The sequence below is a fragment of the Marichromatium bheemlicum genome (genome assembly GCF_012276755.1).
In the GTDB taxonomy this organism is placed as follows: Bacteria; Pseudomonadota; Gammaproteobacteria; order Chromatiales; family Chromatiaceae; genus Marichromatium; species Marichromatium bheemlicum.
On the sequence record NZ_JAAXKX010000013.1, the window covers coordinates 1 to 24,708 of the forward strand.

Genomic DNA, 24,708 nt, shown 5'->3' on the forward strand with positions numbered 1-24,708 from the left:
GCGCGCGGCCCTGGCGTTGGCTGGCGCTGCTTGCCTGGGTGCTGCTGGTACTCGCCAGCGCACGCCCGCAGTGGGTCGGAGACCCGCTCGGGGTGCCGCGCAGCGGGCGCGACCTGATGCTCGCGGTCGACATCTCCGGCAGCATGGAGGAGCGCGACTATCTGCTCGCCGGACGGCGGGTGTCGCGTTTGGCGGTGGTACAGCAACTGGCCGGCGACTTCGCGCAGCGGCGCGAGGGCGACCGGCTGGGGCTGATCCTGTTCGGCTCGCGCGCCTATCTGCAGACCCCGCTGACCTTCGACCGCGCCACGGTGGCGACCCTGCTCGCCGAGAGCGTGGTCGGGCTGGCCGGGCGGGAGACGGCGATCGGGGACGCGATCGCGCTGGCGGTGAAGCGGCTGCGCGAGGCGCCCGCGGGCGAGCGGGTGCTGATCCTGCTCACCGACGGCGAGAACACCGTCGGCCACATCGCCCCGCTGGAGGCCGCCGCGCTCGCCGCCGAGGCCGGGGTGCGGGTGCACGTGATCGGGATCGGCGGCGGCGCCGACGGTCGGCTCGGTGGGCTCGGGCTGCGACTGCTGCGCCAGGGGCGCGGCTTCGACCCCGAGACCCTGGAGGCGATCGCCGCGCGTACCGGCGGGCGTTTCTTCGTCGCCGGGGCGAGCGAGGCGCTCGAGGCGGTCTATGACGAGATCGACCGCATCGAGCCCGAGGCGCGCGAGGCGCGCGCGCTGCGCCCGAGGGTGGATTTGTATCCCTGGCCGGCGGGTGCCGCGCTGTTGCTGGCGCTGCTGATCGCGGCGGTGCGGCTGGGTGCGTGGAGGACGGAGGATGGCTGATTTCCATCTGTTGCGCCCCTGGTGGCTGTTGGCGCTGATCCCGCTGCTGGCGGTGTTGGTCGCGGCGGCGCGGACCCGGGGCGGGGCGGGGCGCTGGCGTGCGCTGGTCGATCCCGAGCTGTTCGAGGCGCTGCTCGTGCCCGGGCACGGCGGGACGCGGCGCTGGCCGCTGGCGCTCGCCGCGCTGGGCGGGGTGTTGCTGGTGCTCGCGCTCAGCGGGCCGACCTGGCAGCGCGCGCCGCAGCCGCTGCTCGAGGGCGGGGTGTCGCGGGTGCTGCTGCTCGATCTCTCGCCGAGCATGGGCGCGGCCGATCTCGCGCCCTCGCGGCTGGCGCGCGCACGCTTCGAGCTGCTCGACCTGCTGCGCGGCCAGCGCGACGGTGCGGTGGCGCTGATCGCGTTCGGCGCCGCGCCCTTCCTGGTCTCGCCGCTGACCACGGACGCGCGCACCATCGCCGCCCAGGTGCCGCTGCTCGAACCCGCTCTGTTGCCGGTCGAGGGTGCGCGTCGCACCGATCTGGCGCTGGCCGAGGCCGGCGACCTGCTCGATCGCGCCGGGGCACGCCACGGCGAGGTGGTACTGCTGACCGACGCGCTCGACGCCCCGGCGGCGGCAATGACCGCAGCGCGCGCGCTGCGCGCGGCCGGGCACCGGCTCTCGGTGTTGGCGCTGGGTCGCCCCGGCGGCGCACCGCTGCCGTTGGCCGAGGGCGGGTTGGCCACCGACGCCGAGGGCGCGGTGCGCCTCGCCCCCTTCACCCCGGAGGCGCTGCGCAGCCTCGCCCGGGTCGGTGGCGGGCGCTATCTGGAGGCGCGCGCCGATGGGCGCGATACCGAGCGCCTGCTCGCCCTCGGCGACCCGAGTCCGGGCGAGCACGAGCAACTGGTGGCGCGCTGGCGCGATCAGGGTCCCTGGCTGCTGCTCGCGCTGCTGCCGCTGGCGGCGCTGGCCTTTCGTCGTGGCTGGCTGTTGCTGGTAGTGGTGCTGGTCTGGCCCGTGCCACCGGTGCGCGCCGATGGCTGGGACTGGCTGTGGTGGCGTCCCGACCAGCAGGGCGCGCGGGCGCTCGCGGCGGGGGACGCCGCCGGCGCGGCCGAGCGTTTTCGCGACCCGGCCTGGCGTGCTACTGCGCTGCAGCGCGCCGGTGATCCGGCCGCGGCACTGGCGGCGCTCGCCGGGGTGCCCGGGGTCGAGGCCGAGTACAACCGGGGTAACGCGCTCGCCCGGCTCGGTCGGCTCGACGAGGCCGCCGCCGCCTATCGCCGGGTGCTCGAGAGCGACCCGGACCATGCCGATGCCCGTCACAACCTCGAGCTGGTCGAGACCGCGCGTGAGCGGACGCCGCCCGAGGACGCCGGTGAGCCCGGTGACGACGACGGCACGGGGGATGACGAGGGCACAGCCGATGACGAGCGGTCCGGGGAGCCGTCGGACGGGTCGGCGGACGCGGCGCCCGCCGCGAAGGACGAGGCCGCGCCCGATGAGCACGATGATGAGCCGCCCGCGCCGCGCCCCGAGCCCCCCTCGGCCAGTGAGGACAGAGCGGGCGACGATCTCGAGTCCGAGTCCGAGTCCGAGTCCAAGGATGGAGGGACTGGGCACGCGGCGGGGACCGAGGCGGCGGGTACGCGCGAGGCCGCCGACGCCGATCCCGGCGATGAGCGCGCCCGCGCCCTCGAGGCCCAGCTGCGGCGGGTGCCGGACGATCCCGGCGGGCTGCTGCGCGAACGCTTTCTGTTGCAACACCTGCGTCGGGAGGGACGTCTGCCGTGAGACCCTGGTCGCTTGTCCTGCTCATCCTCCTGCTCGTCGGTTGCTCGCTCGATGCCTTGGCGCAGTCGGCGCCGCTGCGGCTCGATCTCGAGCGTCAGCGCCTGGCGCTCAACGAGACCCTGGTGGTGCGGCTGATCGCCGATGGCGGACTCAAGGGCGAGCCCGACCTGCGTCGGTTGGAGCAAGACTTCGAGGTCCTCGACCGCGCTCATGCCGAGCAGATGCGGATCATCAACGGCACGATCTCGCGGCTGCGGGTGTGGACCCTGGTGCTCGCGCCGCGTCACCCCGGGGTGATCGAGATCGCCCCGATCACACTCGGTGCGGCGCGCACCGAGCCGCGTCGGGTGGAGGTGCTGGAGGCCGGGGCGCGGCGCGATGCCGAGCCGGGCGCGCCGCCCCTGGCCCGGATCGAGGCCGAGGTCGAGACCGCCGCCCCCTATGTGCAGCAGGCGCTGGTCTATCGGGTGGCGATCCTGCTGCGCGAGCGCCCGCTGCAGGCGGCGCTCTCGGCGCCGGTGGCCGAGGGCGCGATCGTCGAGCCGCTGGGCGAGGACCGGAGTTCCCGCGCGGTGGTCGATGGCGTCGAGTACACCCGGGTCGAACGCCGTTATCTGCTCATCCCCCAGCACAGCGGGGCGTTGCGGGTCGAGGGGCCGCGGCTCGATGTCATCTTCGCCGCCGCGCCCCGTCCGGGGGCGCTCTATCGCGACTTCCCCAGCCTCTCGGGCTTCGGCGCCGGCGGCGGCGAGCGGCGGTTGGTCGAGCGCGCCGAGACCCTGACCCTGCAGGTGCGAGCGCGCCCGGACGCCGCCGCCGCGCCCTGGCTGCCGGCGAGCGCGGTGCGGTTGCGCGAGGACTGGGCCGAGACCCCGCCGCGCGCGGTGGTCGGCGAGCCGCTGACGCGGGTGCTGACGCTGGAGGCCGAGGGCGCGAGTGCCACCCAGCTCCCCGAGCTGGAGCTGCCCGAGGTCGAGGGCGCGCAGCGCTATCCCGGTCGGCCGCGGGTCGAGGACGGGCTCGCCGCCGGCGAGGTGCGCGCCAGCGCGCGCCACGAGATCGCGCTGATCCCGACCCGCCCGGGTCCGCTGCACCTGCCCGAGGTGCGTCTGGCCTGGTGGGACCTGGTCAACGACCGTCCGCGCGAGGCGGTGATCCCGGCGCGCACCCTAGAGGTCGCGCCGGCGCCCGGCACGGCGCTGCCCTCGCGCCCGGCCTCGGTGGCCGTTGCCGAGACGGTGGCGGGGGACGGACCGGTCGCGACCGATGAGGGTGGGCAGGGCTCGGCCGGGGCCGGGCCCTGGCCCTGGGTCGCGTTGGTGCTCGGGCTCGGTTGGGCGGCGACGCTGATCGGGCTGTGGTGGCGCCGCCGCGCCGGGGGCGAGGCGCCGGTGGCGGCGCCGAGCGCCACGGTGGATCTCGGCGCAGCGCGGACCCGGGTGGAGGCGGCCTGTCGCGCCAACGACCCGCGCGCCGCGCGCGCCGCGCTGCTCGACTGGGGGCGGGCGCGTTGGGGCGCGCGGGCGCCGGCCGGGCCGGTGGAGCTGGGGCGGCGACTCGGTCGCCCTGGGCTGGGCGCGACCCTGGCCGCGCTCGAGCGTGCGCTCTATGCCCCGACGGGTGAGTCCTGGGACGGGGCGGGCTGCTGGGCGCGGCTCGCGCCGGCGCTGACCGACGAGCGGTCCGAGAGCGCGCGTGCCACGCCGCTCGCGCCGCTCTATCCCGGCGCGGGCTGAGGGCTCAGGCGGGTTCGGCGAGCCTCTCGGTCTCCGGCTGAGGGATCCGCTCGATGATCTGGCGGTAGCTCACCGCGTCGCGCAACGCCTGCAACGGGCCGAGCGTGGGGTGATGGGCCTCGGGGGCGATCTCGAGCAGCGGGATCAACATGAAGTCGCGCAGGTGCAGGCCGGGGTGGGGGAGTTCCAGCTGTGGCAGGCTCAACACCCGGTCGCCGTGCAGCAGCAGGTCGAGGTCGATGGTGCGCGGGCCGTTGCGCAGGGTGCGTCGGCGGTCGAGCCGTTGCTCGATCGCCTGGGTGTGTTCGAGCAGGGTCTCGGGGTCGAGCGCGGTCTCGACCTCGACCACCAGGTTGAGAAACTCGGCCTGGTTCTCGATTCCCCAGGGCCGGGTGCGATACCAGGACGAACGGTGCGTGAGTGTCGTTTTCGGGATTGTTTGGAGTAACTCCAGACTGCATATGATGTTTCGGATCGGTTCGATATTCGATCCGATCGAGATGTATGCCGGTATCTCCGGGGGCATGGTCTGCCTTCCTCTGTCGTGGCCCGAGACAAAACGAGCATGGTAGCTCAGCGGCCTGGTCCTGCGTCGCTGTTATGTCCGTGAAAACGGCTTCGGGCAAGTCGCTATCCGTTTCGTTCTCATAACAATCGACCGATTGATCGCTGTTTGTAGCGAGGGCCTGCTGTGATGCTTAACCGACTGACGATGATGCAGAAATTACTGGTCACCCTGATCCCGGTGACCATCGTGGTGTTGCTCGGGGTGATCTTGTTCGTGCGCGACGTGGTGCGCGATTCGGCCACCGAGCAGGCCATTTCCCTGGCCCAGGAGGTCGCACGCGCCCAGGGCGTGGACTTGGCCAGCTCGGTGATCGCCGAGCTCGAAGGGGTGACTGCGCTGGTGAGCGTGCTCCATGCCCGCGACGAATTGCCGGCCGACGTGCGGCGTGACTATTTCTCCAAGCTGTTGCTGACCTATCTGCAGGATCACCCGAACCTGGTGGGTACCTGGATGGTGTGGGAGCCGGATGCCTTCGACGGCATGGATGGGCGCTTCGCCGGCACCGAGGCGCACGATACCACCGGCCGCTTCATCCCCTACTGGTATCGTGATGGCGAGACCATCGGCACCGAGATCCTCAAGGACTACGAGACCCGCGACTACTACCGCTTGGCCAAACAGAGCGGTAAGACGGTGGTGCTCGATCCCTATATTTACCCGCTCGGTGGGGTCGATCAGCTGCTGACCTCGGTCGCGGTGCCGATCCTCGAGCAGGGACGCGTGGTCGGCGTGGTCGGGGTCGATCTGCTGATCTCCGATCTTCAGGCCCAGGTCGCCAAGATCCGGCCCTTCGACGGTGTGACCGCCTTGTTCAGCGGGACGGGCACGATCATCGCCCATCCCGACGAGCGCCGTCTCGGTAAGGATGTACGTCAGAGCGATGGCGATATGCTCGGTGAGCACCTGGAGCGTTTCGTCGCCTCGATCGAGAAGGCCGAGCCCTTCGTCGTCCAGGGGCGTAGTGATGAACTCGGCGGTGAGGCGCTGATCCTCTCCCAGCCGCTCTTGCTCGAGGGCACCGACCAGCACTGGACCATCGGCATGGCCTTGCCGGTCAGTGTGGTGCTGGCCCATGTCAACGTCATGATCACCAAGGTGGTGCTGATCGGTCTGGTCGGGGTGCTGGTGATGACGGTCCTGATCGTGCTGCTCAGCCGCAGCCTGGTGGGGCCTTTGCGTGGTGTGGTCAGGGCGCTCGAGGACATCGCCAGCGGCGAGGGGGATCTCACCCGGCGTTTGTCGACCAGTGGGCGCGACGAGGTGGCGATGGTGGCCACGGCCTTCAACGCCTTCGTCAGCAAGATCCACGATCTGGTGCGCCAGGTCAGCGGCGCCACCAGTCAGCTCGCCTCGGCCGCCGAGGAGCTGTCGGTGACCAGTGACGGGACCCGCGAGCAGGTCCAGCACCAGCATGCCGAGACCGACCAGGTGGCCACGGCGATGAACGAGATGACCGCCACGGTGCAGGAGGTCGCGCGTCACGCCAACGATGCCGCCAAGGCCGCCCGCGAGGCCGACCAAGAGGCCACTCAGGGTGGCAACGTGGTGCGCGAGACGATCGATGCGATCGGTCTGTTGGCGCGCGAGGTCGAGGAAGCGGCCAGCGTCATCCACCGGCTCGAGACCGACAGCGACGAGATCGGCAAGGTCCTCGACGTGATCCGTGGTATTGCCGAGCAGACCAATCTGCTCGCGCTCAACGCCGCGATCGAGGCGGCGCGCGCCGGTGAGCAGGGACGCGGCTTCGCGGTGGTCGCCGACGAGGTGCGCAACCTCGCCAGTCGTACCCAGGCCTCGACCAAGGAGATCCAGGCGATGATCGAGCGGTTGCAGGAGGGGGCCAACAGCGCCGTCAGTGCGATGGAACAGGGGCGCACGCGCTCCACCGAGACGGTTGAACAGGCGACCCGCGCGGGTCAGTCACTGACGACCATTGCCGGGGCGATCGGGCAGATCAACGACATGAACACCCAGATCGCCAGCGCCGCCGAGGAGCAGAGTGCGGTGGCAGAGGAGATCGACCGCAACATTGCCAACATCGCCCAGTCGGTCGATACCACCTCGCAGACCTCGGGGCAGATCGCCTCGGCCAGTGACGAACTGGCCAAGCTCGCCGCCGAGCTACAAGAGATGGTCGGGCAGTTCAAGGTCTGAGGCGCGGCGTGCGGCAGGGCCCATCGCCTCGCCGCGCGCTGGAACCCGGCGGTGGGTGAGCGTACCATCGCGCCAGCGCCGCCCCCGCTGGGGGGCGGCGTCAATGGTGTGGCGGTGTGGTAGGACGAGACCCTGGTGCAAGCGGGATACGATGTTGGAGGTGATGGTGGTGGGTCGGAACGGCTGATCGGCCATTCACTGACCCTGTTCTTTGCGATCTTCCTGGCCATCGGGGCGGTGATCGGTGGCTTCGGCGCCATCTTCTATCAGTCCGAGGTCGAGAACTATCTCGACAATACCGCCGAACAGGAGCGCTACCGCATCGAGCTGTTGCGCTACCTGGTCCATGGTACCTTCGACGACGTCATCGGTGACCTCTTCGTCCTCGCCGGCCAGAATGAACTTGAACGGCTGCTGCTCGGTGGCGGCGATCGCCAGCGGCTGCGCTCGGCCATCGCCGACGAGTATCTCGCCTTCGCCACCCTCAAGGGCACTTACGACCAACTACGCTTCCTCGATCTCGAGGGACGCGAGCAGGTACGGGTGAACTACAACGCCGGTGCCCCCACGGTGGTTCGCGATCCTGCCTTGCAGGACAAGCACCAGCGCTACTACTTCACCGCGACCCTGGGGCTGCGGCGAGGCCAGGTCTATGTCTCGCCCTTCGATCTCAACATCGAGCACGGTCGGCTCAAGCGCCCGCTCAAGCCGATGATCCGGATCGGCACCCCGGTGTTCGACGCCGTCGGCAACAAGCGTGGGGTGGTGTTGATCAACTATCTCGGGCGCAATCTGCTCGAGCGTCTGGGGACGGCCAGCGCGGCGATGCGCGGCGAGGTCATGCTGCTCAACGCCGACGGTTACTGGATGCTCAGCCCGCGTCAGGAGGACACCTGGGGCTTCATGATCCCGGAGCGTGCCGAGCGGCGCTTCGGTCACGATTATCCGCACGAGTGGTCGCTGCTGCAAACGCGTGCCCAGGGCCAGGTCCGTACCGACAACGGCTTGTTCACCTTCGTCGAACTCCATCCGCTGGAGCCGGGGCGCCATCTCGGCGTCGGCCACTTGGCGCACACCGCCCCCGGCACCGAGCGCTATGTCTGGTACCTGGTCTCGCAGGTGCCGGCGACGGTGATCGAGCGTCACACCCGGGGCCTACTGATGCGGTTGCTGATGCTCGGTGCCGGGGTGTTGGTGGTGATCGCGGTCGGTTCCTGGTTGCTGGCGCTCGGCGTCACCCGGCGGCGTCTCTACAAGGCGCAGCTGGTCGCGCTGGCGCACTACGACCGTCTGACCGGGTTGCCCAACCGCACCCTGTTCTTCGACCGACTCGAACAACTCCACGAGTCGGCAACGCGCTATGGGCGTCGCTACGGCTTGCTCTACCTCGATCTCGACGGTTTCAAGCAGGTCAACGACACCTTCGGCCATCATGCCGGTGATCGCCTGCTCGAACAGGTCGCGTTGTTGCTGCGTCAAGGGGTACGGCGCGCCGATACCGTCGCCCGACTCGGCGGCGACGAGTTCGCCATCCTGCTCTCCGAGGTCGGCGACGCGCACGCCGCGCACCAATTCGGCGACAAGCTGATCGCGCTGATCCGCGATGCCGAACAGCTTCACTATCAGGGGGTGCGGGTCGGTGCCAGTGCCGGCGTCGCCCTCTATCCCGACCATGCCAGCTCGCCGGAGCTGCTGGTGCGTCGCGCCGATCAGGCGATGTATGCGGCCAAGAAGCGCGGCAAGAACAAGTGCGTGGTGTGCCGGCGCCTGGTGGTGTCCTGAGCGCGGGGCCTCAGTCTGCACGGGTGCGGCGCACCCAACCGGTGAGGGTGTTGTAGAGCTCCTTGAGCCCGAGCGGCTTGCTCAGATAGTCGTCCATGCCGGCGTCGAGACACTGCTCGCGATCACCGGGCATCGCCAGCGCGGTCAGGGCGATGATGGGGGTACGCCTGAGTGCCGGTTCCTCGCGCATCCGCCGGGTGGTCTCGAGTCCGTCCATGCCGGGGATCTGGACGTCCATCAGGATCACGTCGGGGTGGTGTGTGCGAGCCAGTGCCAACGCTGCTTTACCGCTGCGCGCGGTCTCGACCACGCAGCCGCGGATGCGCAGATAGGTGGCGATCATCTCCTGATTGCTCTCGTTGTCCTCGACCAGCAGGACCTGGACCTGTTCGAGCGTGCCTGGCTCCGGGACCTCATCGTCACCCGCGGCGTGGGCCCCTGGTTCGTCGCTGGCCTGCTGCGCGGCCGGATCCCAGGGCAATACGATGTCGAAGCGGCTGCCGGCACCGGGCTCGCTCTCGACCTCGATGCGGCCATGGTGCAGCTCGGCCATGCCTGCGGCCAGCGCCAGCCCCAGCCCGGTGCCGTCGTACTGGCGTGAGGGTCGACTGTCGAGCTGGACGAAGGGCTGGAACAGGCGTTCGTACTGTTCGGCGTCGATGCCTACGCCGGTGTCCCAGACGCAGATGTGGACCTCGCCGCTGGCGGTATCGCCGCGGACCTCGAGCCCGATGCGCCCACCCTCGGGAGTGAACTTGACGGCATTGCCGAGAAGGTTGACCAGCATCTGCTTGAGCCGGCGGCTGTCTCCCTGGACCAATCGCACCGTCGGGTCGATGTCGGTGGCGATGGCGATCGACTTGCGTTTGGCCGCCGGACCGATCAGCCGCAGGCTCGCCTCCCAGAGCTGATTAACCGGGATCTGGTCCCAGCGCAGCTGCATCTGCCCGGAGGCCACGCGCGACATGTCGAGGATGTCGTTGATCAGCTCGAGCAGGTGGGCGCCGTTGTCGTGGATGGTATGGATGGCGCGTGCCTGCTGCGCGGTGAGTGGCCCGAGCAGGGTGTCGCCGATGGTCTCGGAGAGCCCGAGGATGGAGGTCAGCGGGGTGCGCAGCTCGTGGCTCATCGCCGCCAGGAATTCGTCCTTGGCGCGCGCGCTGCGGGCCAGCTCGACATTGGCGCGATCGAGTTCGGCGGTGCGCTCGCGCACCCGCTCGGCAAGCAGCGCGCGCTCCTCGGCGAGCGCCTGGTGGGCGCTGTGCAGTGCCCGTTCGGCACGCTTGCGTGCGGAGATGTCGGCGAAGGTGATCACCGCGCCGACCAGGCTGCCGTCGCGATAGATGGGGTTGGCGTGGTACTCGACCGGGAAGCTAGTGCCATCGGCACGCCAGAACACCTCGTCGTCGACCCGCGCCGGGGTGCCGTCGCGATGGGTGCGCGCGGCCTTGCAGTCGCAGACGTCGTAAGGGCTGGCGTCGGCGCGGGCGTGGTGCAGGGTCTGGTGCATGTCGCGCCCGCGCAGCGCCTCGGGGTGCGCATAACCGAGCATGCGCGCGGCGGCGGGGTTGCAGAAGGTACAACGGCCCTGGGTGTCGACGCCGTAGATGCCCTCGCCGGTGGATTCGAGTAACAGGCGAAAGCGCGCCTCGCTCTGGCGCAGGTGCTCCTGGGAGTTGGCGAGGTTCTCCTGCATGTGTTTGAGGGCGTGGAGCATCTGCGCGTGCTCATCGTCACCATCGACCTGGATCTGGGTGGAGAAGTCGCCGGCGCTTACCCGCCGCGCGATCGCCGTGGCGGTGGCGATCGGCTGGCCGATGGTGCGATCGAGTAGCCAGATCAGCGCCGCCACGGCCAGGCTCATCACCCCGAGCACCAACGCCAGGACCTTGAACTCGGCGCTGCGGGTCTGGCGGTCGATGCTGGCGATCTGCGCGCGCTCGTGGTCGCGCGCGGCGCTCACCAAGCGGTCGATCAACTCGGTGGGTTCACGGTCGATGCCGCGCACGTCGCGGTCGACGGCGATCTGGGCTGCGGGGTCCTCGAGCTGGTAGTGATCGAGCGCGGCGCGGTAGGCCGTGCCGAGTCTCAGGTGGGCGGCGAGGAAACGCTCGGCGCTGGCGCGGACCTGGGGGTCGTGGTCACGCAGTAGCGCGATCAATCGGGCGACGGCGGCGCGGGTCTCGGCCTCCTCCTGCTCGAACTGCGCGAGATAGCGTTGGTAGAGGCTGGGATCCTGGCCGCGCAGCAGGATGTTCTTCCACTCCTGGACCTGGGTCTTGAAGCTGACCTGGGCGGCTAGCGCGGTGGTGACGACCTGTGAGCTGCGCGCCCGGATCTCGGACTCGCGATCGGCCGCCTGTTTGTGGAGGTGGAAGCCGTAGAGTCCGACCACCAGGTCGACGATGAGAATGGCGATGAGTCCGCCGGCGAAGCGTGTGCGTACGTTCATGTGCGATCCGTCGGGGCGGGCCGGGTGCCCGTGCGATGGCGATCTCCGAGGCAGGCGGGGTCAGGAGGTGGAGGGGGCGGTAGCGTGGGCGCGTGCCAGCATCTCGCTGGCGTGCGCGCGGGTGCGCTGGGTGATCTCGGTGCCGCCGAGCATGCGCGCGATCTCCTCGACCCGGGCCTGTTCGTCGAGCGGTTCGATCCGGGTGTAGGTCTCGCCGTTGTGGCGTTCCTTGCAGACCCGGAGCTGACGATGGGCCTGGGCGGCGACCTGGGGGAGGTGGGTGACGCAGAGCACCTGGCGTTCGGCGCCGAGACGCCGCAGCAGTCGGCCGACGATCTCGGCCACGCCGCCACCGATGCCGACGTCGACCTCGTCGAAGACCAACGTGGGGATGCGCCCGCAGGCGGCGGTGGCGACCTGGATGGCCAGCCCGATGCGCGAGAGTTCGCCGCCGGAGGCGACCCGGGCGAGGGGCTGTAACGGTTGACCGGGGTTGGCGGTGACCATGAAGGTGACCCGCTCCAGCCCGCCGCCACCGGCCCGTTCCGTGGGCAGGGGGTCGAGGGTGACGGCGAAGCGCCCGCCGGCCATGCCGAGTTCGCCCATCGCGGTGCTCAGGGTCTGCGCCAGGCGCGTGGCGGCGGCGGCGCGCGCCGCGCTCAGCGCCTCGGCGCCCTGCAGATAGCGCCCCCAGGCCGCATCACGCGCCTCGGCCAGCCCGGCGAGCGCGACCGATGCCTGCTCGAGGGCGTCGAGTTCGGTGCGGCGCTCATGGAGATACTCGGGCAGCTGGGCGAGGAAGATGCGATGCTTACGCGCCAGGGTCTGCAGTTGTTCGAGCCGGTCCTCGACCCTGCTCAGGGCCGCGGGATCGAGTTCGAGCCCGTCGAGATAATGGCGTAGCGCCGCAGCCGCCTCGCCGGCATGGATGCTGGCCGTCTCCAGTAGCTCGCGGGCCTCTCCCAGTGTCGGGTCGATGGCGGCGAGGTCGTCGAGTTCGGCGAGGGCGCCGTTGAGCCGGTCGCAGACCGTCGGCTCGCCCTCGGCCAATTCCTGGAGGATGGTGGCCGCGCCGCTCTGGAGTTGTTCGAGATGACTGAGACGGCGCTGCTCGCCGTCGAGCTGTTCGAGTTCCTCGGCGTCGATCACCGCCGTCTCCAACTCCTCGACCTGGAAGCGCAACAGCTCGAGGCGCTCGGCGCGGCTCTGCGCCGCCTGTTCGGCGTGTTCGAGGGCGCGGGCGTGGTCGCGATAGGCGCGGAAATCGGTGGCGACCTGTTCGGCGAGCGCGCGGTGTCCGCCGTAGGCGTCGAGCAGGTCGCGCTGGGCCTCGCCGCGCAGCAGCGACTGGTGGGCGTGCTGACCGTGGATGTCGACCAGCAGTTCGCCGAGTTCGCGCAGCTGCGCGGCGGTCGTGGGGTGGCCGTTGACATAGGCCCGCGAGCGCCCCTTGGCCACCAGTAGGCGGCGCAGGATGCAGGTGTCCTCATCCCCCTCGAGTTCGTGCTCGCGCAGCCAGTCGCGCGCCGCCGGGTTGGCGCTGAGGTCGAAGCCGGCGACGATCTCGGCGCGTTCTTGACCAGGACGCACCAGGGTGGCGTCGGCCTTGTCGCCGAGGGCCAGGCCGAGGGCGTCGATGAGGATCGACTTGCCGGCGCCGGTCTCGCCGGTGAGCGCACTCATCGCGCCATCGAACTCCAGCTCGACGGCACTGACGATGGCCAGGTCGTGGACCACGAGGTGGGTCAGCATGCGCCGTTGCCTCCGTGCACGGTCTGCGGTGCGCTCATGACTGGCGGTGCTGGGTCCGCCCACCCCAGCCGAGTTTGGCGCGGAGGATTTGGTAGTGGTCCTGACCGAGCGGGTGGAGCAGGGTGACGCGCTCGGGGTGGCGGCGGATCTCGATGCGTGCCCCGGGGGGGAGTTGCAGCTCGTCTTGTCCGTCACAAGTGACCTGGACGTGTCCCAGCTCGAGCGGCCCGACCCGGACCTCGATGTGTCGGCTGGCGGGCAGTACCAGCGGGCGGTGGGCGAGGTCGTGGGGGCAGATCGGGACCAGCACGATGGCATCGAGTCCGGGATCGATCAGTGGACCGCCCCCGGAGAGGGCATAGGCGGTCGAGCCGGTGGGGGTGGCGATGATCAACCCGTCGGAGCGTTGGGCGTTGACGAAGACGCCGTCGACATAGGTCTCGAACTCGATCATCCGCGCGGTGTTCCACTTGTGGATGACGACGTCGTTGAGTGCGCTGGAGTGGCGCGATGGGGCCTGGTCGCAGTGCACCGAGGCCGCGAGCATGGAGCGCGAGTCGGTCTTGTACTCGCCCTCGAGGATGCGCTCGAGCACTGAGCCGATCTCCTCGGGCGAGACATCGGCGAGAAAGCCGAGTCGACCGAGATTGATGCCGACCAGGGGGACGTCGTGCGCGGCTAGGGTTCGCGCCGCGTGCAACAGGGTGCCGTCGCCGCCGACCACGATCACCAGGTCGCAGCGCTCGCCGAGCGCCTCGAGCGGGAGTGCGCAGCCGACGGCGGCATCGAGCAGGTGCGCACTCTCGGCATCGAGCAGCACCTCGAGCGCGTGGGCGCGCAGATAGCTGCAGAGGGCCTGGAGGGTGCTGCGTGCCTTGTCGGGATCACCCTGCTTGCCGATGATGCCGATGGTCTGGAAGTGCGCCATGGAGTTCTGTGTGGGGTTGGGGACGGCAGGACCGATAAACGTTAGCATGGGCGGCCAGACACGCCAATAGGCGTCCGGGGGCAGCCTTGACAGGGTAGGAGCAAATCCCTAAATTCCTGTGTTAGCACTCTCTGACGGTGAGTGCTAACGGGGTCGACCCCTCTGATGTCCAAGGCCGCAAGGCAGGCGCAGGCGGGGTTCGGCGATGGTCCATCCGCGCGATCCAGTGATGTAGACGGCTGAAACCTTGGCAGGCGAGACGCGACAGTTCGATCCCCCGGTGAGCGAGCGGGCGCTGCTGTTTCTGAAGGCGCTGGTCGAGCGCTATATCAGGGATGGCCAGCCGGTCGGCTCGCGGACCCTGGCCAAGGACACCGGCCTCGATCTCAGCCCGGCGACGGTGCGCAACGTGATGGCCGACCTCGAGGACCTGGGGTTGCTGATCTCGCCGCACACCTCGGCCGGACGGGTGCCGACGGCGGCCGGGTATCGGCTGTTCGTCGACTCGCTGTTGACGGTCAGCCCGCCCTCGGAGCACGACATCGCCTCGCTGCGCAGCACCTTCGAGCCGGGGATGGATGCCAAGTCACTGGTCGAGACCGCCTCCAACCTGCTCTCCGGGATCACCCACCTGGCCGGGGTGGTGATGTTGCCGCGTCACGAGCGCAACGCCTTTCGTCAGATCGAGCTGGTGCCGCTGTCCGACTCGCGGGTGCTGGCGATCCTGATCACCACCGAGGGTGAGGTCCACAACCGTATCATCAACACCGACCGGCGCTTCACCCCGGGGCAGCTCGAGCAGGCGGCCAACTATCTCAATCAGATGTTCACCGGGCAGGACATCAACGAGGTGCGTCGCCGGCTGCTCGAGGATCTCAAGCGCACCCACGAGAACATGGACCAGTTGATGATGCACGCGGCGGTGCTCGCCCATCGCGTGGTCGAGGACGCCGACCGCAAGGACGACTGCTACATCGCCGGGCAAACCAATCTGATGGAGTTCGGTGAGCTCTCCAGTATGGACCGACTCAAGCAGTTGTTCGAGGCCTTCAACGAGAAGCACGAGATCCTCCATATCCTCGATCGCTGCATCGCCGCCGACGGGGTGCAGATCTTCATCGGCGAGGAGTCGGGTTACGCGCTGCTCGGTGACTGTAGCGTGGTCACCAACACCTACCGGGTCGAGGGTGAGGTGGTCGGTGTGTTGGGGGTGATCGGTCCCACGCGGATGGATTACCAACGGGTGATCCCGATCGTCGACGTCACCGCGCGGCTATTGGCTGCGGCACTGCGCCAGAGCTAGCGCGGAACAAGGTTTCATCGCGTGCTGTCGCGTCCGGGTCCGGCGTGGCGGCGCGGTCATTTGCGGAATTTGTGAGGTCACAATGAACCCAGAGCAGAAGCGCCCCGAGGAACAGCCCGAGCAGCCGGCGCAGGGTGGCGAGGACGCGGTGCATCGCGCCGCGGTCTCGGCCTATGCCGAGACCGCCGCCGAGAGCGAACCGCGCGCCGCCGAGCCGATGCCCGAGGACGAGCAGGAGGCCACGGCCACGCCCGAGGAGCAAGCAGCAGCACCGAGCATCGAGGAACTCAGTGCCGCGCTGACCGAGGCGCGTGCCGAGGCCGAGGCCCTGCGCGAGCAACTGCGCGACCAGCTGCTGCGTGCCCGCGCCGAGGCCGAGAACCTCAAGCGGCGTCACGCCAACGAGCTGGAGAAGGCGCACAAGTTCGCCCTCGACGGCTTCGTGCGTGAGCTGCTGGGGGTGCGCGACAGCCTCGAACTGGGCTATCTCGCGGCGCAGGACGAGGGCGCCGACGTCGCCAAGCTGCGCGAGGGCACCGCGCTGACGCTGAAACTGCTCGGCGACGTGATGGACAAGTTCGGGGTGGGGCAGGTCGATCCCATCGATCAGCCCTTCGATCCCGAGTTCCATCAGGCGATGTCGATGCAGCCGCGCGAGGACGTCGCCCCGAACACCGTGGTGGAGGTGATCCAGAAGGGCTACACGCTCAATGGCCGCCTGGTGCGTCCAGCCCTGGTGCTGGTCTCGCAGCAGCCTGCCTGAGCGCGGCTTGAACGCCCTCGGGCCTCTCCCCAACTGATCGAACAGCCAGGCGCCAAGGCGCCATACGACACCATTCGGAGACCATAGTCATGGGAAAAATCATCGGTATCGACCTCGGCACCACCAACTCCTGCGTGGCGGTGATGGAGGGCGACAACGTCAAGGTCATCGAGAACGCCGAGGGTGACCGCACCACCCCCTCGATCATCGCCTACACCAACGACGGCGAGGTGCTCGTCGGCCAGTCGGCCAAACGTCAGTCGGTCACCAACCCGACCAACACCCTGTTCGCGGTCAAGCGTCTGATCGGCCGCCGCTTCGACGACACGGTCGTCAGCAAGGACAAGGACATGGTCGCCTACAAGATCGTCAAGGCCGACAACGGCGACGCCTGGGTCGAGGTCAACGGCAAGAAGATGGCACCGCCGGAGATCTCGGCCAAGGTGCTGCAGAAGATGAAGAAGACCGCCGAGGACTATCTCGGCGCCGAGGTCACCGAGGCGGTGATCACCGTCCCGGCCTACTTCAACGACTCGCAGCGTCAGGCCACCAAGGATGCCGGTCGCATCGCCGGGCTCGACGTCAAGCGCATCATCAACGAGCCGACCGCCGCGGCCCTGGCCTACGGCATGGACAAGCAGCGCGGCGATCAGAAGATCGCCGTCTACGACCTCGGTGGCGGTACCTTCGACATCTCCATCATCGAGATCGCCGAGATCGAGGGCGAGCACCAGTTCGAGGTGCTCTCGACCAATGGTGACACCTTCCTCGGCGGTGAGGACTTCGACCTGCGCATCATCGACCACCTGGTCGACTCCTTCAAGAAGGAGCAGGGCGTCGATCTGCGCAACGATCCGCTGGCGCTGCAGCGTCTCAAGGAGGCCGCCGAGAAGGCCAAGATCGAGCTGTCCTCGAGCCAGCAGACTGACATCAACCTGCCCTACATCACCGCCGACCAAAGCGGTCCCAAGCACCTCAACCTCAAGCTCACCCGCGCCAAGCTCGAGTCGCTGGTCGAGGAGCTGGTCGATCGCACCATCGCGCCCTGCCGCACCGCGCTCAAGGACGCCGGTCTCACCGCCGGCGAGATCGACGAGGTGATCCTGGTCGGTGGTCAGACCCGCATGCCCAAGGTCCAGGCCAAGGTCGAGGAGTTCTTCGGCAAGACCCCGCGCCGTGACGTCAACCCCGACGAGGCGGTGGCCATCGGCGCCTCGATCCAGGGCGGCGTGCTCGGCGGCGAGGTCAAGGACGTGCTGCTGCTCGACGTCACCCCGCTGTCGCTCGGCATCGAGACCCTCGGCGGCGTGATGACCAAGCTCATCGAGAAGAACACCACCATCCCGACCTCGGCGAGCCAGGTGTTCTCTACCGCCGACGACAACCAGACTGCGGTCACCGTGCACGTGCTCCAGGGCGAGCGTGAGCGCGCCGCGAGCAACAAGTCGCTGGGTCGCTTCGACCTCTCCGACATCCCGCCGGCGCCGCGTGGCGTGCCGCAGATCGAGGTCAAGTTCGACATCGACGCCAACGGCATTCTCAACGTCTCGGCCAAGGACAAGGCCACCGGTAAGGAGCAGTCGATCGTCATCAAGGCCTCCTCCGGTCTGTCCGACGACGAGATCGATCGTATGGTCAAGGACGCCGAGGCCCACGCTGACGACGACCGCCACTTCCAGGAGCTGGTGGCCGCGCGCAACCAGGCCGACACCATGATCCACGCGACCCGCAAGTCGATGGAACAGCTCGGTGACAAGGTCGAGAGCGGCGAGCGCGAGTCGATCGAGAGCGCCATCAAGGAGCTTGAGGAGGCGATGAAGGGCGAGGACAAGGAGCGCATCGAGTCGCTGACCAACACCCTCAGCGAGTCCTCGGCGAAGATGGCCGAGCGGCTCTACGCCCAGAACGCCGAGGCCGCCGGTGGCGAGGCCGGTGCCGAGGGGAGCGCTGGCGCCCAGTCCGGTGCCAAGGGCGGTGCCGACGATGTGGTCGACGCTGAGTTCGAAGAGGTCAAAGACGACAAGAAGTGAGGTGAGCGGCCGCTAGGCGGCCGCCTCGACCTGCTTGGCGAAAGCGTACTGACGTCCGTGCGTCCGTGCGCTTTCTGCTTAATGAACACGTCCGAGGCTGGCGTGCTGCGGCTGGAATGAATCAATGTCAAAACGCGACTACTACGAAGTCCTCGGTGTTCAGCGCAACGCCAGCGAGGCCGACATCAAGAAGGCCTTTCGCCGGTTGGCGATGAAGTACCATCCCGACCGCAATGGCGGCCCGGATGCCGAGACCAAGTTCAAAGAGGCCAAGGAGGCCTACGACGTCCTCAGCGACGCCAAGAAACGCTCGGCCTACGACCAGTTCGGCCATGCCGGGGTCGACGGCGCCGCCGGCGGCTTCGGCGGGCCGGGCGATTTCGGTGGTGCCGGCTCCTTCTCCGATATCTTCGGCGACGTCTTCGGCGACATCTTCGGCGGCCGTGCCGGAGGGGGTGGGCGCCGTGCCCAGCGTGGCGTCGACCTGCGCTATGACCTGTCATTGACCCTCGAGGAGGCGGTCAACGGCAAGGACGTCAGCATCCGCATCCCCACCCAGGTCGACTGTCAGTTCTGCGGTGGCAGCGGTGCCAAGCCCGGCACCCAGCCCAAGACCTGTCCCACCTGTGGGGGTGTCGGTCAGGTGCGGATGCAGCAGGGCTTTTTCTCCATCCAGCAGACCTGTCCCGAGTGCCGCGGCACCGGGCACGTGATCGAGGAACCCTGCTCGCACTGTCGTGGCCAGGGTCGGGTGCAAGAGGAGAAGACGCTGTCGGTGAAGATCCCCGCCGGGGTCGACACCGGTGATCGCATCCGCCTCGCCGGCGAGGGCGATCGCGGCGAACTCGGCGGCCCGCCCGGCGATCTCTACGTCCAGGTGCAGGTGCAGCCGCACCCGATCTTCACCCGCGAGGACAGCAATCTCTACTGTCAGGTGCCCATCGGTTTCGTCGCCGCCGCACTCGGCGGTGAGCTGGAGGTGCCGACGCTCGACGGCAAGGTGATGCTGAAGATCCCCGCCGGCACCCAGACCGGCAAGATGTTCCGGGTCCGCGGCAAGGGGGTGAAGCCGGTCCGCGGCGGTCCGGTCGGCGATCTCATCTGCAAGGTGGTGATCGAGACCCCGGTCAACCTCACCGAGCGTCAGCAGCAGCTGCTGCGGGACTTCGAGGAGAGCGTCCGCGAGGGTGGCTCGCGCCACAACCCGCAATCACATTCTTGGCTCGACGGGGTCAAGAGCTTCTTCGAGAAGATGGGGCTCTAGGCCCGGCCCTCGCCGCACCGCGCCGCGCGCGGTGCGTCATCCGCCAACAAGGACATCCTTCACATGACAGACATCAGGATCGCAGTGGCCGGGGCCGGCGGGCGCATGGGACGCGCGCTGGTACAGGCCGTCACCGAGGCCGAGGGCGTGGTGCTCGGCGCCGCCACCGAGCGCGCGGGCAGTTCGCTGCTCGGCACCGATGCCGGTGAGCTGGCCGGGGTCGGCGCGCTCGGCGTGACCCTCGTTGCCGAGCTGGCGACGGTGCTCGACGACTTCGACGTGCTCATCGACTTCACCGCGCCGGCGGCCACGCTCGCCCATCTCAACGTCTGCCGCGACGCCGGCAAGCGCATGGTGATCGGCACCACAGGCTTCGACGAGGCCGGACGCGCGGCGATCGCCGCGGCCGCCGAGTCGATCGGCATCGTCTTCGCGCCGAACATGAGCGTCGGCGTCAACCTGACCTTCAAGCTGCTCGACATCGCCGCGCGGGTGCTCGGCGACGAGGTCGACATCGAGATCATCGAGGCCCACCATCGCCACAAGGTCGATGCCCCCTCGGGCACCGCGCTGCGCATGGGCGAGGTGGTGGCCGAGGCGCTCGGGCGCGATCTCGCCGAGGTCGCCGTCTACGGGCGCGAGGGCCATACCGGCGCGCGCGAGCGCCGTACCATCGGCTTCGAGACCATCCGTGCCGGCGACGTGGTCGGCGAACACAGCGTCTGGTTCGCCGCCGAGGGCGAGCGCGTGGAGATCGCCCACAAGGCCTCCAGCCGCATGACCTTCGCCCGTGGCGCGGTGCGTGCCGCCGGCTGGATCGGCGCGCGTGCGCGCGGTCAGTTCGACATGCAGGACGTGCTCGGACTGCGCGACTACTGAGTCGCCCGCCGCCCCACCGCCGGTGGGGCGGCGTCCCGGCTCAGTCCTCGCAGGAGTAGCCGAAGGCGATCAACCCCTCCTCCAGGTCGTCGACCACCATCGGGTGCGCGAGCAGATAGGCGCCCGCGCGCAACGAGTACTCCCCAATGGCGTCATCGACCGCCGTCTCCCAATCCTCCAGCTCGTAGTCACCGCGCCCCAGCCACATCAACGCCACCAGTTCGGCACGCTGGCGCTGGCTCATCTCGGCGATGGCCTCGTTCATCGCCTGCAGCCCGAGATCGTCGCTGTGATCGGCGAGCATCTGCAGCGCCCAGTCCTCGGCCGGGCCCGAGGGCACATCGGGTAGCACCACCTCTTCCTTGGCCTGGAACTCACGCACCTTGGCGATGATCTGGCACAGGGTTTCGGGTTGGATATGAAGCTTGCTCATCGATCTCCTCGCTATCGGACGCAGCCGCCGCTGATTGGGCGAGCTGCCGTCGGCGCCAGTGTACACTGCCGCCGGGGTCGTGGCGCAGGTCTCTCGCCCCCATCTCGCCAGCAATCATCCCTTGCCCTGGAGAGGATCCGGATGTCTGTATTCACCACGATGCGTTGGCTGCTGCCCGGCTGTCTGTTGCCGCTGCTGTGGGGGTGCGTCAGTGCCCCGGAGACCGGGCGCAGCCAGTTGATGCTGATCGATCATGCCGAGGAGGCCAGGCTCGGCGCCCGGGGTTTCGAGCAGATCAAGCGCAAACTCCCGCGCGCCCGCGATCGTGCCGCCCAGGCGCGGGTCGAGCGGATCGGGCGGCGTATCGCTCGGGTCGTCGACCTGCCCGAGGCGCAGTGGGAATTCGTCCTGTTCGCCGACGACACGCCCAATGCCTTCGCCCTGCCGGGCGGTAAGGTCGGCGTCAATACCGGGATCCTGCCGATCACTCGCAACGATGCCGGACTGGCCACGGTGATGGCCCATGAGATCGCCCACGTGATGGCTCGTCACAGCGCCGAGCAGCGCTCCCAGGAGATGCTCGCCGAGATCGGTGCCGGGGTGCTCTCGGCGGTACTCGGTGCGCGCGGCGTGCCCAATAGTGATCTGGCGGTGCGGGCCTATGGGGTCGGCGCACAGCTTGGGGTGATGCTGCCCTATTCGCGTGCCCACGAACTCGAGGCCGACCGACTCGGGCTGATCTACATGGCCCGTGCCGGTTACGACCCGCGCGAGGCGATCGCCTTCTGGCAGCGCTTCGAGGCCGCCAACCGAGGGGGGAGGGCGCCACCGGCGTTTCTCAGCACCCATCCGCTCGACGGTGCCCGTATCGAACAACTGCGCGCGCTGTTGCCTGAGGCCGAGGCGATCTACGCGCGGGCGCGTCGCTGATGGGCGGGCGCGGCCGCCACCGACTGATGGCGCTCGCCGCGGCTTGGCTGCTAGGCGGTTGTGAGGCCCCGTCAGCACCGCCTGCGCCGACCGCCGACGCCCTCGTCGAAGGCGTAGCGTTGGTGGCCACCGGGGTGGCGCCTGGGGCCCTGCGTCTGCCGGACGATCACGCCGCCCATCCGCGCCAGGGGGGCGAGCTGTGGCGGCTCCAGGCCAAGCTCGAGGTGGCCGGCGACCGCCCCCAGTTGTTCACCCTGGGGATCGTCCGGCTGAACCTGGGGCGACCGAGCCGGCCGCAGTCCTCGGCCTGGTCGAGCGATGCGCTGCTGTGGGGCTGGTCGGCCCGGCTCGGGCCCGATGGCCCGGGGCTCGCGCAACGCCGCGCCCGCGCCACCCTCGGGCTGGCCGGCGCGGCGCTGAGTCCGGCGCGGGTGTGGGTGCGTGACTGGGGGCTGGCGCTCGGGCCAGGGCGCCCACCCTGGCGCTTGGTCTTCGAGGACGCCGAGGGGACGCGGCTGGTGCTCGGTGGATCCCGCCCGGCGCTTGGTCTGGCGCGGCTCGGTGAGACCCTCGGGGTCGAGGCAACGACGGCCGGGCTACAGGGCTATCTGCTGTCGGGATTGACCGTGGCCGGGCGGTTGGTCGTCGCTGGTCGGGCGCGCCCGGTCACCGGCCAGGCCTGGTTCGAACACCTGTGGGGTGGGGGCGAGGGTGGGACGGGGGCCGGCGCCGGACTGCGGTTGACGCGGTTAACGCTCCAGCTCGACGACGCCCGGACCCTGGCCTGTGTCGAGCTGCGCCGCGCCGAGGCCGGCGGGCGACCGATCCCGGGCTGCGTCCTGGTCGATGCCGCCGCACAGGTGCATAGATTCCGGCGGCGCGAGCTGCGGCTCGAGCCCCTGGAGGGCGGTGCGCGTCCCGCACGCTGGCGGCTCGAGATCCCCGCCGTGGCGCTGGCCGTGGAGCTGACGCCCTGGGACGACGCCCTGGAGACGATCGCGCCGGGTGTGGCGGTGCGGGTCGCCGGCCGCGCCGAGGGGCGTGTGATCGAGGGCTGGGGCTGGGTCGAATCCATCGGGCCGGGACAACGGAGACGCGGGGAGGGTGAATGATGCACTGGCGTGATCGTCGATGGTGGACCTGGGGGCTGCTCGCGTTGGTGCTCGCCGGCTGCGATCGTCCGGGGGAGAAGGCCGAGGCCGGGCGTATCGCCGCCGCCGAGCAGCGTCCGGGCGATCCGGTGCGCGGGCGTGATGCCCTGCTCAATCGCGCGGTGGTGACCTGTGGCCCGCCCCATGCCGCTTATGCCGCGCGCGCCGCGGCAGCGGAGGCCCCGGCGCTCAATCCCGCCGGGCGTACCGGGCGCAACGCCGAGCTGCCCTATATGCTCACCGCCCACGTCGATCCTGCTGGGGTCGAGCTGGTGACCTCGAACTGTCTCGGCTGTCATGCCGCGCCGCTCGAGGGCGAGCTGGTGATCGGGCTGGGCAACGAGTTCCTTGATCTGACCGAGGACCCGCTGGTGGCGATCGAGGCCCTCGGCGCCGGGCTCGCCCCCGGCCCTGAGCGTGCGGCCTGGCGGCGTTGGGCCGATCGTGTCGGGCGCGTCGCCGACTACATGATGACCGACACCGTCGGGGTGAACTCGGCCAACAACCTCACCCTGGCGCTAATGGCCCATCGCGACCCGCAGACCCTGGCCTGGTCCGACGCGCCGCTGATCGCGCCGCCGCCCACACGCCCGCTGCCGGTGAGCGTGCCGCCCTGGTGGCACCTGGCCAAGAAGCACGCGCTCTTCTACAACGGCGAGGGACGCGGCGACCATGTGCGCTACATGATGCTGGCCTCGACCACCTGTACCGACAGCGTCGCCGAGGCGCGCGCGATCGATGCCTGGTTCGTTGACGTGCGCGCCTATCTCGCCACCCTGCGTCCGCCGCCCTATCCCTACCCGATCGATACCGAGCTGGCGCGCGTCGGCGCGCGGGTGTTCGCCGATCGCTGCGCGAGCTGTCACGGCACCCAGGGTGCGGATGGGCGCTATCCGAACAAGCTCGTCGCCCTCGGCAAGGTCGGCACCGATCCGGCGCTGGCACGCGCGGCCTTCGCCGATGCCGATCGTTTCCTCGACTGGTTCCACGACTCCTTCTATGGCGAGCTGGGGCGCTCGCGCCCCGGCCTGGGCTATGTCGCGCCGCCGCTCGACGGTATCTGGGCGACCGCGCCCTATCTGCACAACGGCGCGGTGCCGACCCTCGCCGATCTGCTCGAGAGCGGCGCGCGCCCGGCCTTCTGGCGCCACCAGCGCAGCGGCCAGGCGCTGCCCGAGTACGACACCGAGCGCCTCGGCTGGCGCTATCGGCGTCTCGCCGCGGGCAAGTCGGCGGCGATGAGCTGGGAGGAGCGCAAGCACATCTACGACACCAGTCTCCACGGCTATGGCAACCAGGGGCACGACTTCGGCGACCGGCTCGACCCGGCGGCGCGCCGCGCGCTGCTCGAGTACCTCAAGACCCTGTGAGCGTCCCCGTATCGGTGCGCGCGGTGCCGTGTCCGGCGGGGTGAAAGACCTTGACGGAAAAAAGACTTGCGCCCCTCCGCAGTCGTCCCTATAATTCTCGGTCTCGATTGCGGGGTGGAGCAGTCAGGCAGCTCGTCGGGCTCATAACCCGAAGGTCGTAGGTTCAAATCCTGCCCCCGCTACCACATTTCCTCGATCCGGTTCTCCGGTCGAGCGGTCTCTTCGGAGACCAAGCGCCCTCGGGGCACGACAGTTCAGTTGCGGGGTGGAGCAGTCAGGCAGCTCGTCGGGCTCATAACCCGAAGGTCGTAGGTTCAAATCCTGCCCCCGCTACCACATTCCTCGATCCGGTTCTCCGGTCGAGTGGTCTCTTGGAGACCAAGCCCCTCGGGGCACGACAGTTCAGTTGCGGGGTGGAGCAGTCAGGCAGCTCGTCGGGCTCATAACCCGAAGGTCGTAGGTTCAAATCCTGCCCCCGCTACCAATATCGGCCCGCAGCATCCGTGCTGCGGGCCGTTTGCGTTTCTGCTCGCGCCCTATCGATCACTTGCTGCCGGACGGGGCCGGGGTTAGCATCGCGACTGTGATCCGGTTCCGATC

General features: G+C 69.3%; 18 protein-coding genes and 3 tRNA genes. 16 read left to right on the forward strand and 5 right to left on the reverse strand.

What is annotated here, in order from left to right; genetic code table 11:
• From HF203_RS09915 to HF203_RS09925, 3 genes are all read left to right on the forward strand, one after another.
• A partial coding sequence (locus tag HF203_RS09915; protein ID WP_168669204.1) for a VWA domain-containing protein occupies positions 1 to 839 on the forward strand: 839 nt, incomplete at its 5' end.
• Positions 832 to 2,613: a VWA domain-containing protein gene (locus tag HF203_RS09920; protein WP_168669206.1), complete on the forward strand. Its 1,782-nt coding sequence runs from the start codon at positions 832 to 834 to the stop codon at positions 2,611 to 2,613. The genes HF203_RS09915 and HF203_RS09920, both read left to right, overlap by 8 nt.
• Entirely contained in the window at positions 2,610 to 4,349 is a 1,740-nt protein-coding gene (locus HF203_RS09925; protein WP_168669208.1) for a BatD family protein, read from the forward strand. Before HF203_RS09920 ends, HF203_RS09925 begins: the two co-directional genes overlap by 4 nt.
• 4 nt (positions 4,350 to 4,353) lie before the next feature.
• Here HF203_RS09925 and folK read toward each other — a convergent pair whose 3' ends face one another.
• Positions 4,354 to 4,875: a 2-amino-4-hydroxy-6-hydroxymethyldihydropteridine diphosphokinase gene (gene folK / locus HF203_RS09930; RefSeq protein ID WP_168669210.1), complete on the reverse strand. Its 522-nt coding sequence runs from the start codon at positions 4,873 to 4,875 to the stop codon at positions 4,354 to 4,356.
• Positions 4,876 to 5,061: 186 nt separating this feature from the next.
• On the opposite strand from folK, the gene HF203_RS09935 reads away from it, so the two are divergent.
• Together HF203_RS09935 and HF203_RS09940 are read left to right on the forward strand one after the other, a co-directional pair.
• On the forward strand, positions 5,062 to 7,071 hold the full coding sequence (locus tag HF203_RS09935) for a methyl-accepting chemotaxis protein (protein ID WP_246221728.1): 2,010 nt from the start codon (positions 5,062 to 5,064) through the stop codon (positions 7,069 to 7,071).
• Between the two features lie 135 nt (positions 7,072 to 7,206).
• Complete coding sequence (locus HF203_RS09940) at positions 7,207 to 8,853, forward strand: diguanylate cyclase domain-containing protein (RefSeq protein WP_343043904.1); 1,647 nt, start codon at positions 7,207 to 7,209, stop codon at positions 8,851 to 8,853.
• Between the two features lie 10 nt (positions 8,854 to 8,863).
• Here HF203_RS09940 and HF203_RS09945 read toward each other — a convergent pair whose 3' ends face one another.
• Genes HF203_RS09945 through HF203_RS09955 form a run of 3 tightly spaced genes read right to left on the reverse strand, consistent with a single transcriptional unit; the run spans position 8,864 to position 13,985 of the window.
• The gene (locus HF203_RS09945; protein ID WP_168669214.1) at positions 8,864 to 11,305 is read right to left on the reverse strand and encodes a response regulator; all 2,442 of its coding nucleotides are present in this window, start codon (positions 11,303 to 11,305) and stop codon (positions 8,864 to 8,866) included.
• Positions 11,306 to 11,365: 60 nt separating this feature from the next.
• Positions 11,366 to 13,057, reverse strand: a complete 1,692-nt coding sequence (gene recN, locus HF203_RS09950) for a DNA repair protein RecN (RefSeq protein WP_168669216.1) — start codon at positions 13,055 to 13,057, stop codon at positions 11,366 to 11,368.
• Positions 13,058 to 13,091: 34 nt separating this feature from the next.
• Positions 13,092 to 13,985, reverse strand: a complete 894-nt coding sequence (locus tag HF203_RS09955) for an NAD(+) kinase (RefSeq protein WP_168669218.1) — start codon at positions 13,983 to 13,985, stop codon at positions 13,092 to 13,094.
• A gap of 247 nt (positions 13,986 to 14,232) precedes the next feature.
• Here HF203_RS09955 and hrcA point away from each other — a divergent pair, with 247 nt between their 5' ends.
• The 5 genes from hrcA (at position 14,233) to dapB (ending at position 20,224) form a co-directional block, all read left to right on the forward strand.
• Positions 14,233 to 15,288, forward strand: a complete 1,056-nt coding sequence (hrcA, locus tag HF203_RS09960) for a heat-inducible transcriptional repressor HrcA (RefSeq protein ID WP_168669220.1) — start codon at positions 14,233 to 14,235, stop codon at positions 15,286 to 15,288.
• Positions 15,289 to 15,370: 82 nt separating this feature from the next.
• On the forward strand, positions 15,371 to 16,051 hold the full coding sequence (grpE, locus tag HF203_RS09965) for a nucleotide exchange factor GrpE (protein ID WP_168669222.1): 681 nt from the start codon (positions 15,371 to 15,373) through the stop codon (positions 16,049 to 16,051).
• Between the two features lie 89 nt (positions 16,052 to 16,140).
• The gene (gene dnaK, locus HF203_RS09970; RefSeq protein WP_168669224.1) at positions 16,141 to 18,081 is read left to right on the forward strand and encodes a molecular chaperone DnaK; all 1,941 of its coding nucleotides are present in this window, start codon (positions 16,141 to 16,143) and stop codon (positions 18,079 to 18,081) included.
• Between the two features lie 124 nt (positions 18,082 to 18,205).
• The gene (gene dnaJ / locus HF203_RS09975; protein WP_168669226.1) at positions 18,206 to 19,345 is read left to right on the forward strand and encodes a molecular chaperone DnaJ; all 1,140 of its coding nucleotides are present in this window, start codon (positions 18,206 to 18,208) and stop codon (positions 19,343 to 19,345) included.
• 63 nt (positions 19,346 to 19,408) lie between these two features.
• Entirely contained in the window at positions 19,409 to 20,224 is an 816-nt protein-coding gene (gene dapB / locus HF203_RS09980) for a 4-hydroxy-tetrahydrodipicolinate reductase (RefSeq protein WP_168669228.1), read from the forward strand.
• A 40-nt stretch (positions 20,225 to 20,264) separates the two neighbouring features.
• On the opposite strand, the gene HF203_RS09985 is transcribed toward dapB, so the two are convergent.
• A complete protein-coding gene (locus HF203_RS09985; RefSeq protein ID WP_168669230.1) occupies positions 20,265 to 20,657 on the reverse strand; it encodes a DUF3775 domain-containing protein in 393 nt (130 codons plus the stop codon).
• Positions 20,658 to 20,798: 141 nt separating this feature from the next.
• Between HF203_RS09985 and HF203_RS09990 the strand changes: the two genes are divergently transcribed.
• The 6 genes from HF203_RS09990 to HF203_RS10015 all read left to right on the forward strand — a co-directional run bounded on the left by HF203_RS09990 (position 20,799) and on the right by HF203_RS10015 (position 24,592).
• Positions 20,799 to 21,587, forward strand: coding sequence for a M48 family metallopeptidase (locus HF203_RS09990; RefSeq protein WP_168669232.1), 789 nt, complete (start codon positions 20,799 to 20,801; stop codon positions 21,585 to 21,587).
• Positions 21,587 to 22,699 (forward strand): carotenoid 1,2-hydratase, encoded by a 1,113-nt coding sequence (locus HF203_RS09995; protein ID WP_168669233.1) that lies wholly within the window; start codon positions 21,587 to 21,589, stop codon positions 22,697 to 22,699. The genes HF203_RS09990 and HF203_RS09995 overlap by 1 nt, the downstream gene beginning before the upstream one ends.
• A complete protein-coding gene (locus HF203_RS10000) occupies positions 22,696 to 24,108 on the forward strand; it encodes a c-type cytochrome (protein ID WP_246221729.1) in 1,413 nt (470 codons plus the stop codon). The genes HF203_RS09995 and HF203_RS10000 overlap by 4 nt, the downstream gene beginning before the upstream one ends.
• Before the next feature lie 108 nt (positions 24,109 to 24,216).
• Positions 24,217 to 24,293 (forward strand) — tRNA-Met (locus HF203_RS10005).
• Positions 24,294 to 24,367: 74 nt separating this feature from the next.
• Positions 24,368 to 24,444, forward strand: a tRNA-Met gene (locus HF203_RS10010).
• 71 nt (positions 24,445 to 24,515) lie between these two features.
• Positions 24,516 to 24,592, forward strand: a tRNA-Met gene (locus tag HF203_RS10015).
• Positions 24,593 to 24,708: the final 116 nt, after the last annotated feature.

What these genes read in the sequence shown, in the direction of transcription:
- HF203_RS09920 (WP_168669206.1), top strand. Translation starts at nt 832, where the DNA reads ATGGCTGATTTCCATCTGTTGCGCCCCTGGTGGCTGTTGGCGCTGATC.
- folK (WP_168669210.1), bottom strand. Translation starts at nt 4,875, where the DNA reads ATGCCCCCGGAGATACCGGCATACATCTCGATCGGATCGAATATCGAA.
- HF203_RS09935 (WP_246221728.1), top strand. Translation starts at nt 5,062, where the DNA reads ATGATGCAGAAATTACTGGTCACCCTGATCCCGGTGACCATCGTGGTG.
- HF203_RS09945 (WP_168669214.1), bottom strand. Translation starts at nt 11,305, where the DNA reads ATGAACGTACGCACACGCTTCGCCGGCGGACTCATCGCCATTCTCATC.
- recN (WP_168669216.1), bottom strand. Translation starts at nt 13,057, where the DNA reads ATGCTGACCCACCTCGTGGTCCACGACCTGGCCATCGTCAGTGCCGTC.
- HF203_RS09955 (WP_168669218.1), bottom strand. Translation starts at nt 13,985, where the DNA reads ATGGCGCACTTCCAGACCATCGGCATCATCGGCAAGCAGGGTGATCCC.
- grpE (WP_168669222.1), top strand. Translation starts at nt 15,371, where the DNA reads ATGAACCCAGAGCAGAAGCGCCCCGAGGAACAGCCCGAGCAGCCGGCG.
- dnaK (WP_168669224.1), top strand. Translation starts at nt 16,141, where the DNA reads ATGGGAAAAATCATCGGTATCGACCTCGGCACCACCAACTCCTGCGTG.
- dnaJ (WP_168669226.1), top strand. Translation starts at nt 18,206, where the DNA reads ATGTCAAAACGCGACTACTACGAAGTCCTCGGTGTTCAGCGCAACGCC.
- dapB (WP_168669228.1), top strand. Translation starts at nt 19,409, where the DNA reads ATGACAGACATCAGGATCGCAGTGGCCGGGGCCGGCGGGCGCATGGGA.
- HF203_RS09985 (WP_168669230.1), bottom strand. Translation starts at nt 20,657, where the DNA reads ATGAGCAAGCTTCATATCCAACCCGAAACCCTGTGCCAGATCATCGCC.
- HF203_RS09990 (WP_168669232.1), top strand. Translation starts at nt 20,799, where the DNA reads ATGTCTGTATTCACCACGATGCGTTGGCTGCTGCCCGGCTGTCTGTTG.
- HF203_RS09995 (WP_168669233.1), top strand. Translation starts at nt 21,587, where the DNA reads ATGGGCGGGCGCGGCCGCCACCGACTGATGGCGCTCGCCGCGGCTTGG.
- HF203_RS10000 (WP_246221729.1), top strand. Translation starts at nt 22,696, where the DNA reads ATGATGCACTGGCGTGATCGTCGATGGTGGACCTGGGGGCTGCTCGCG.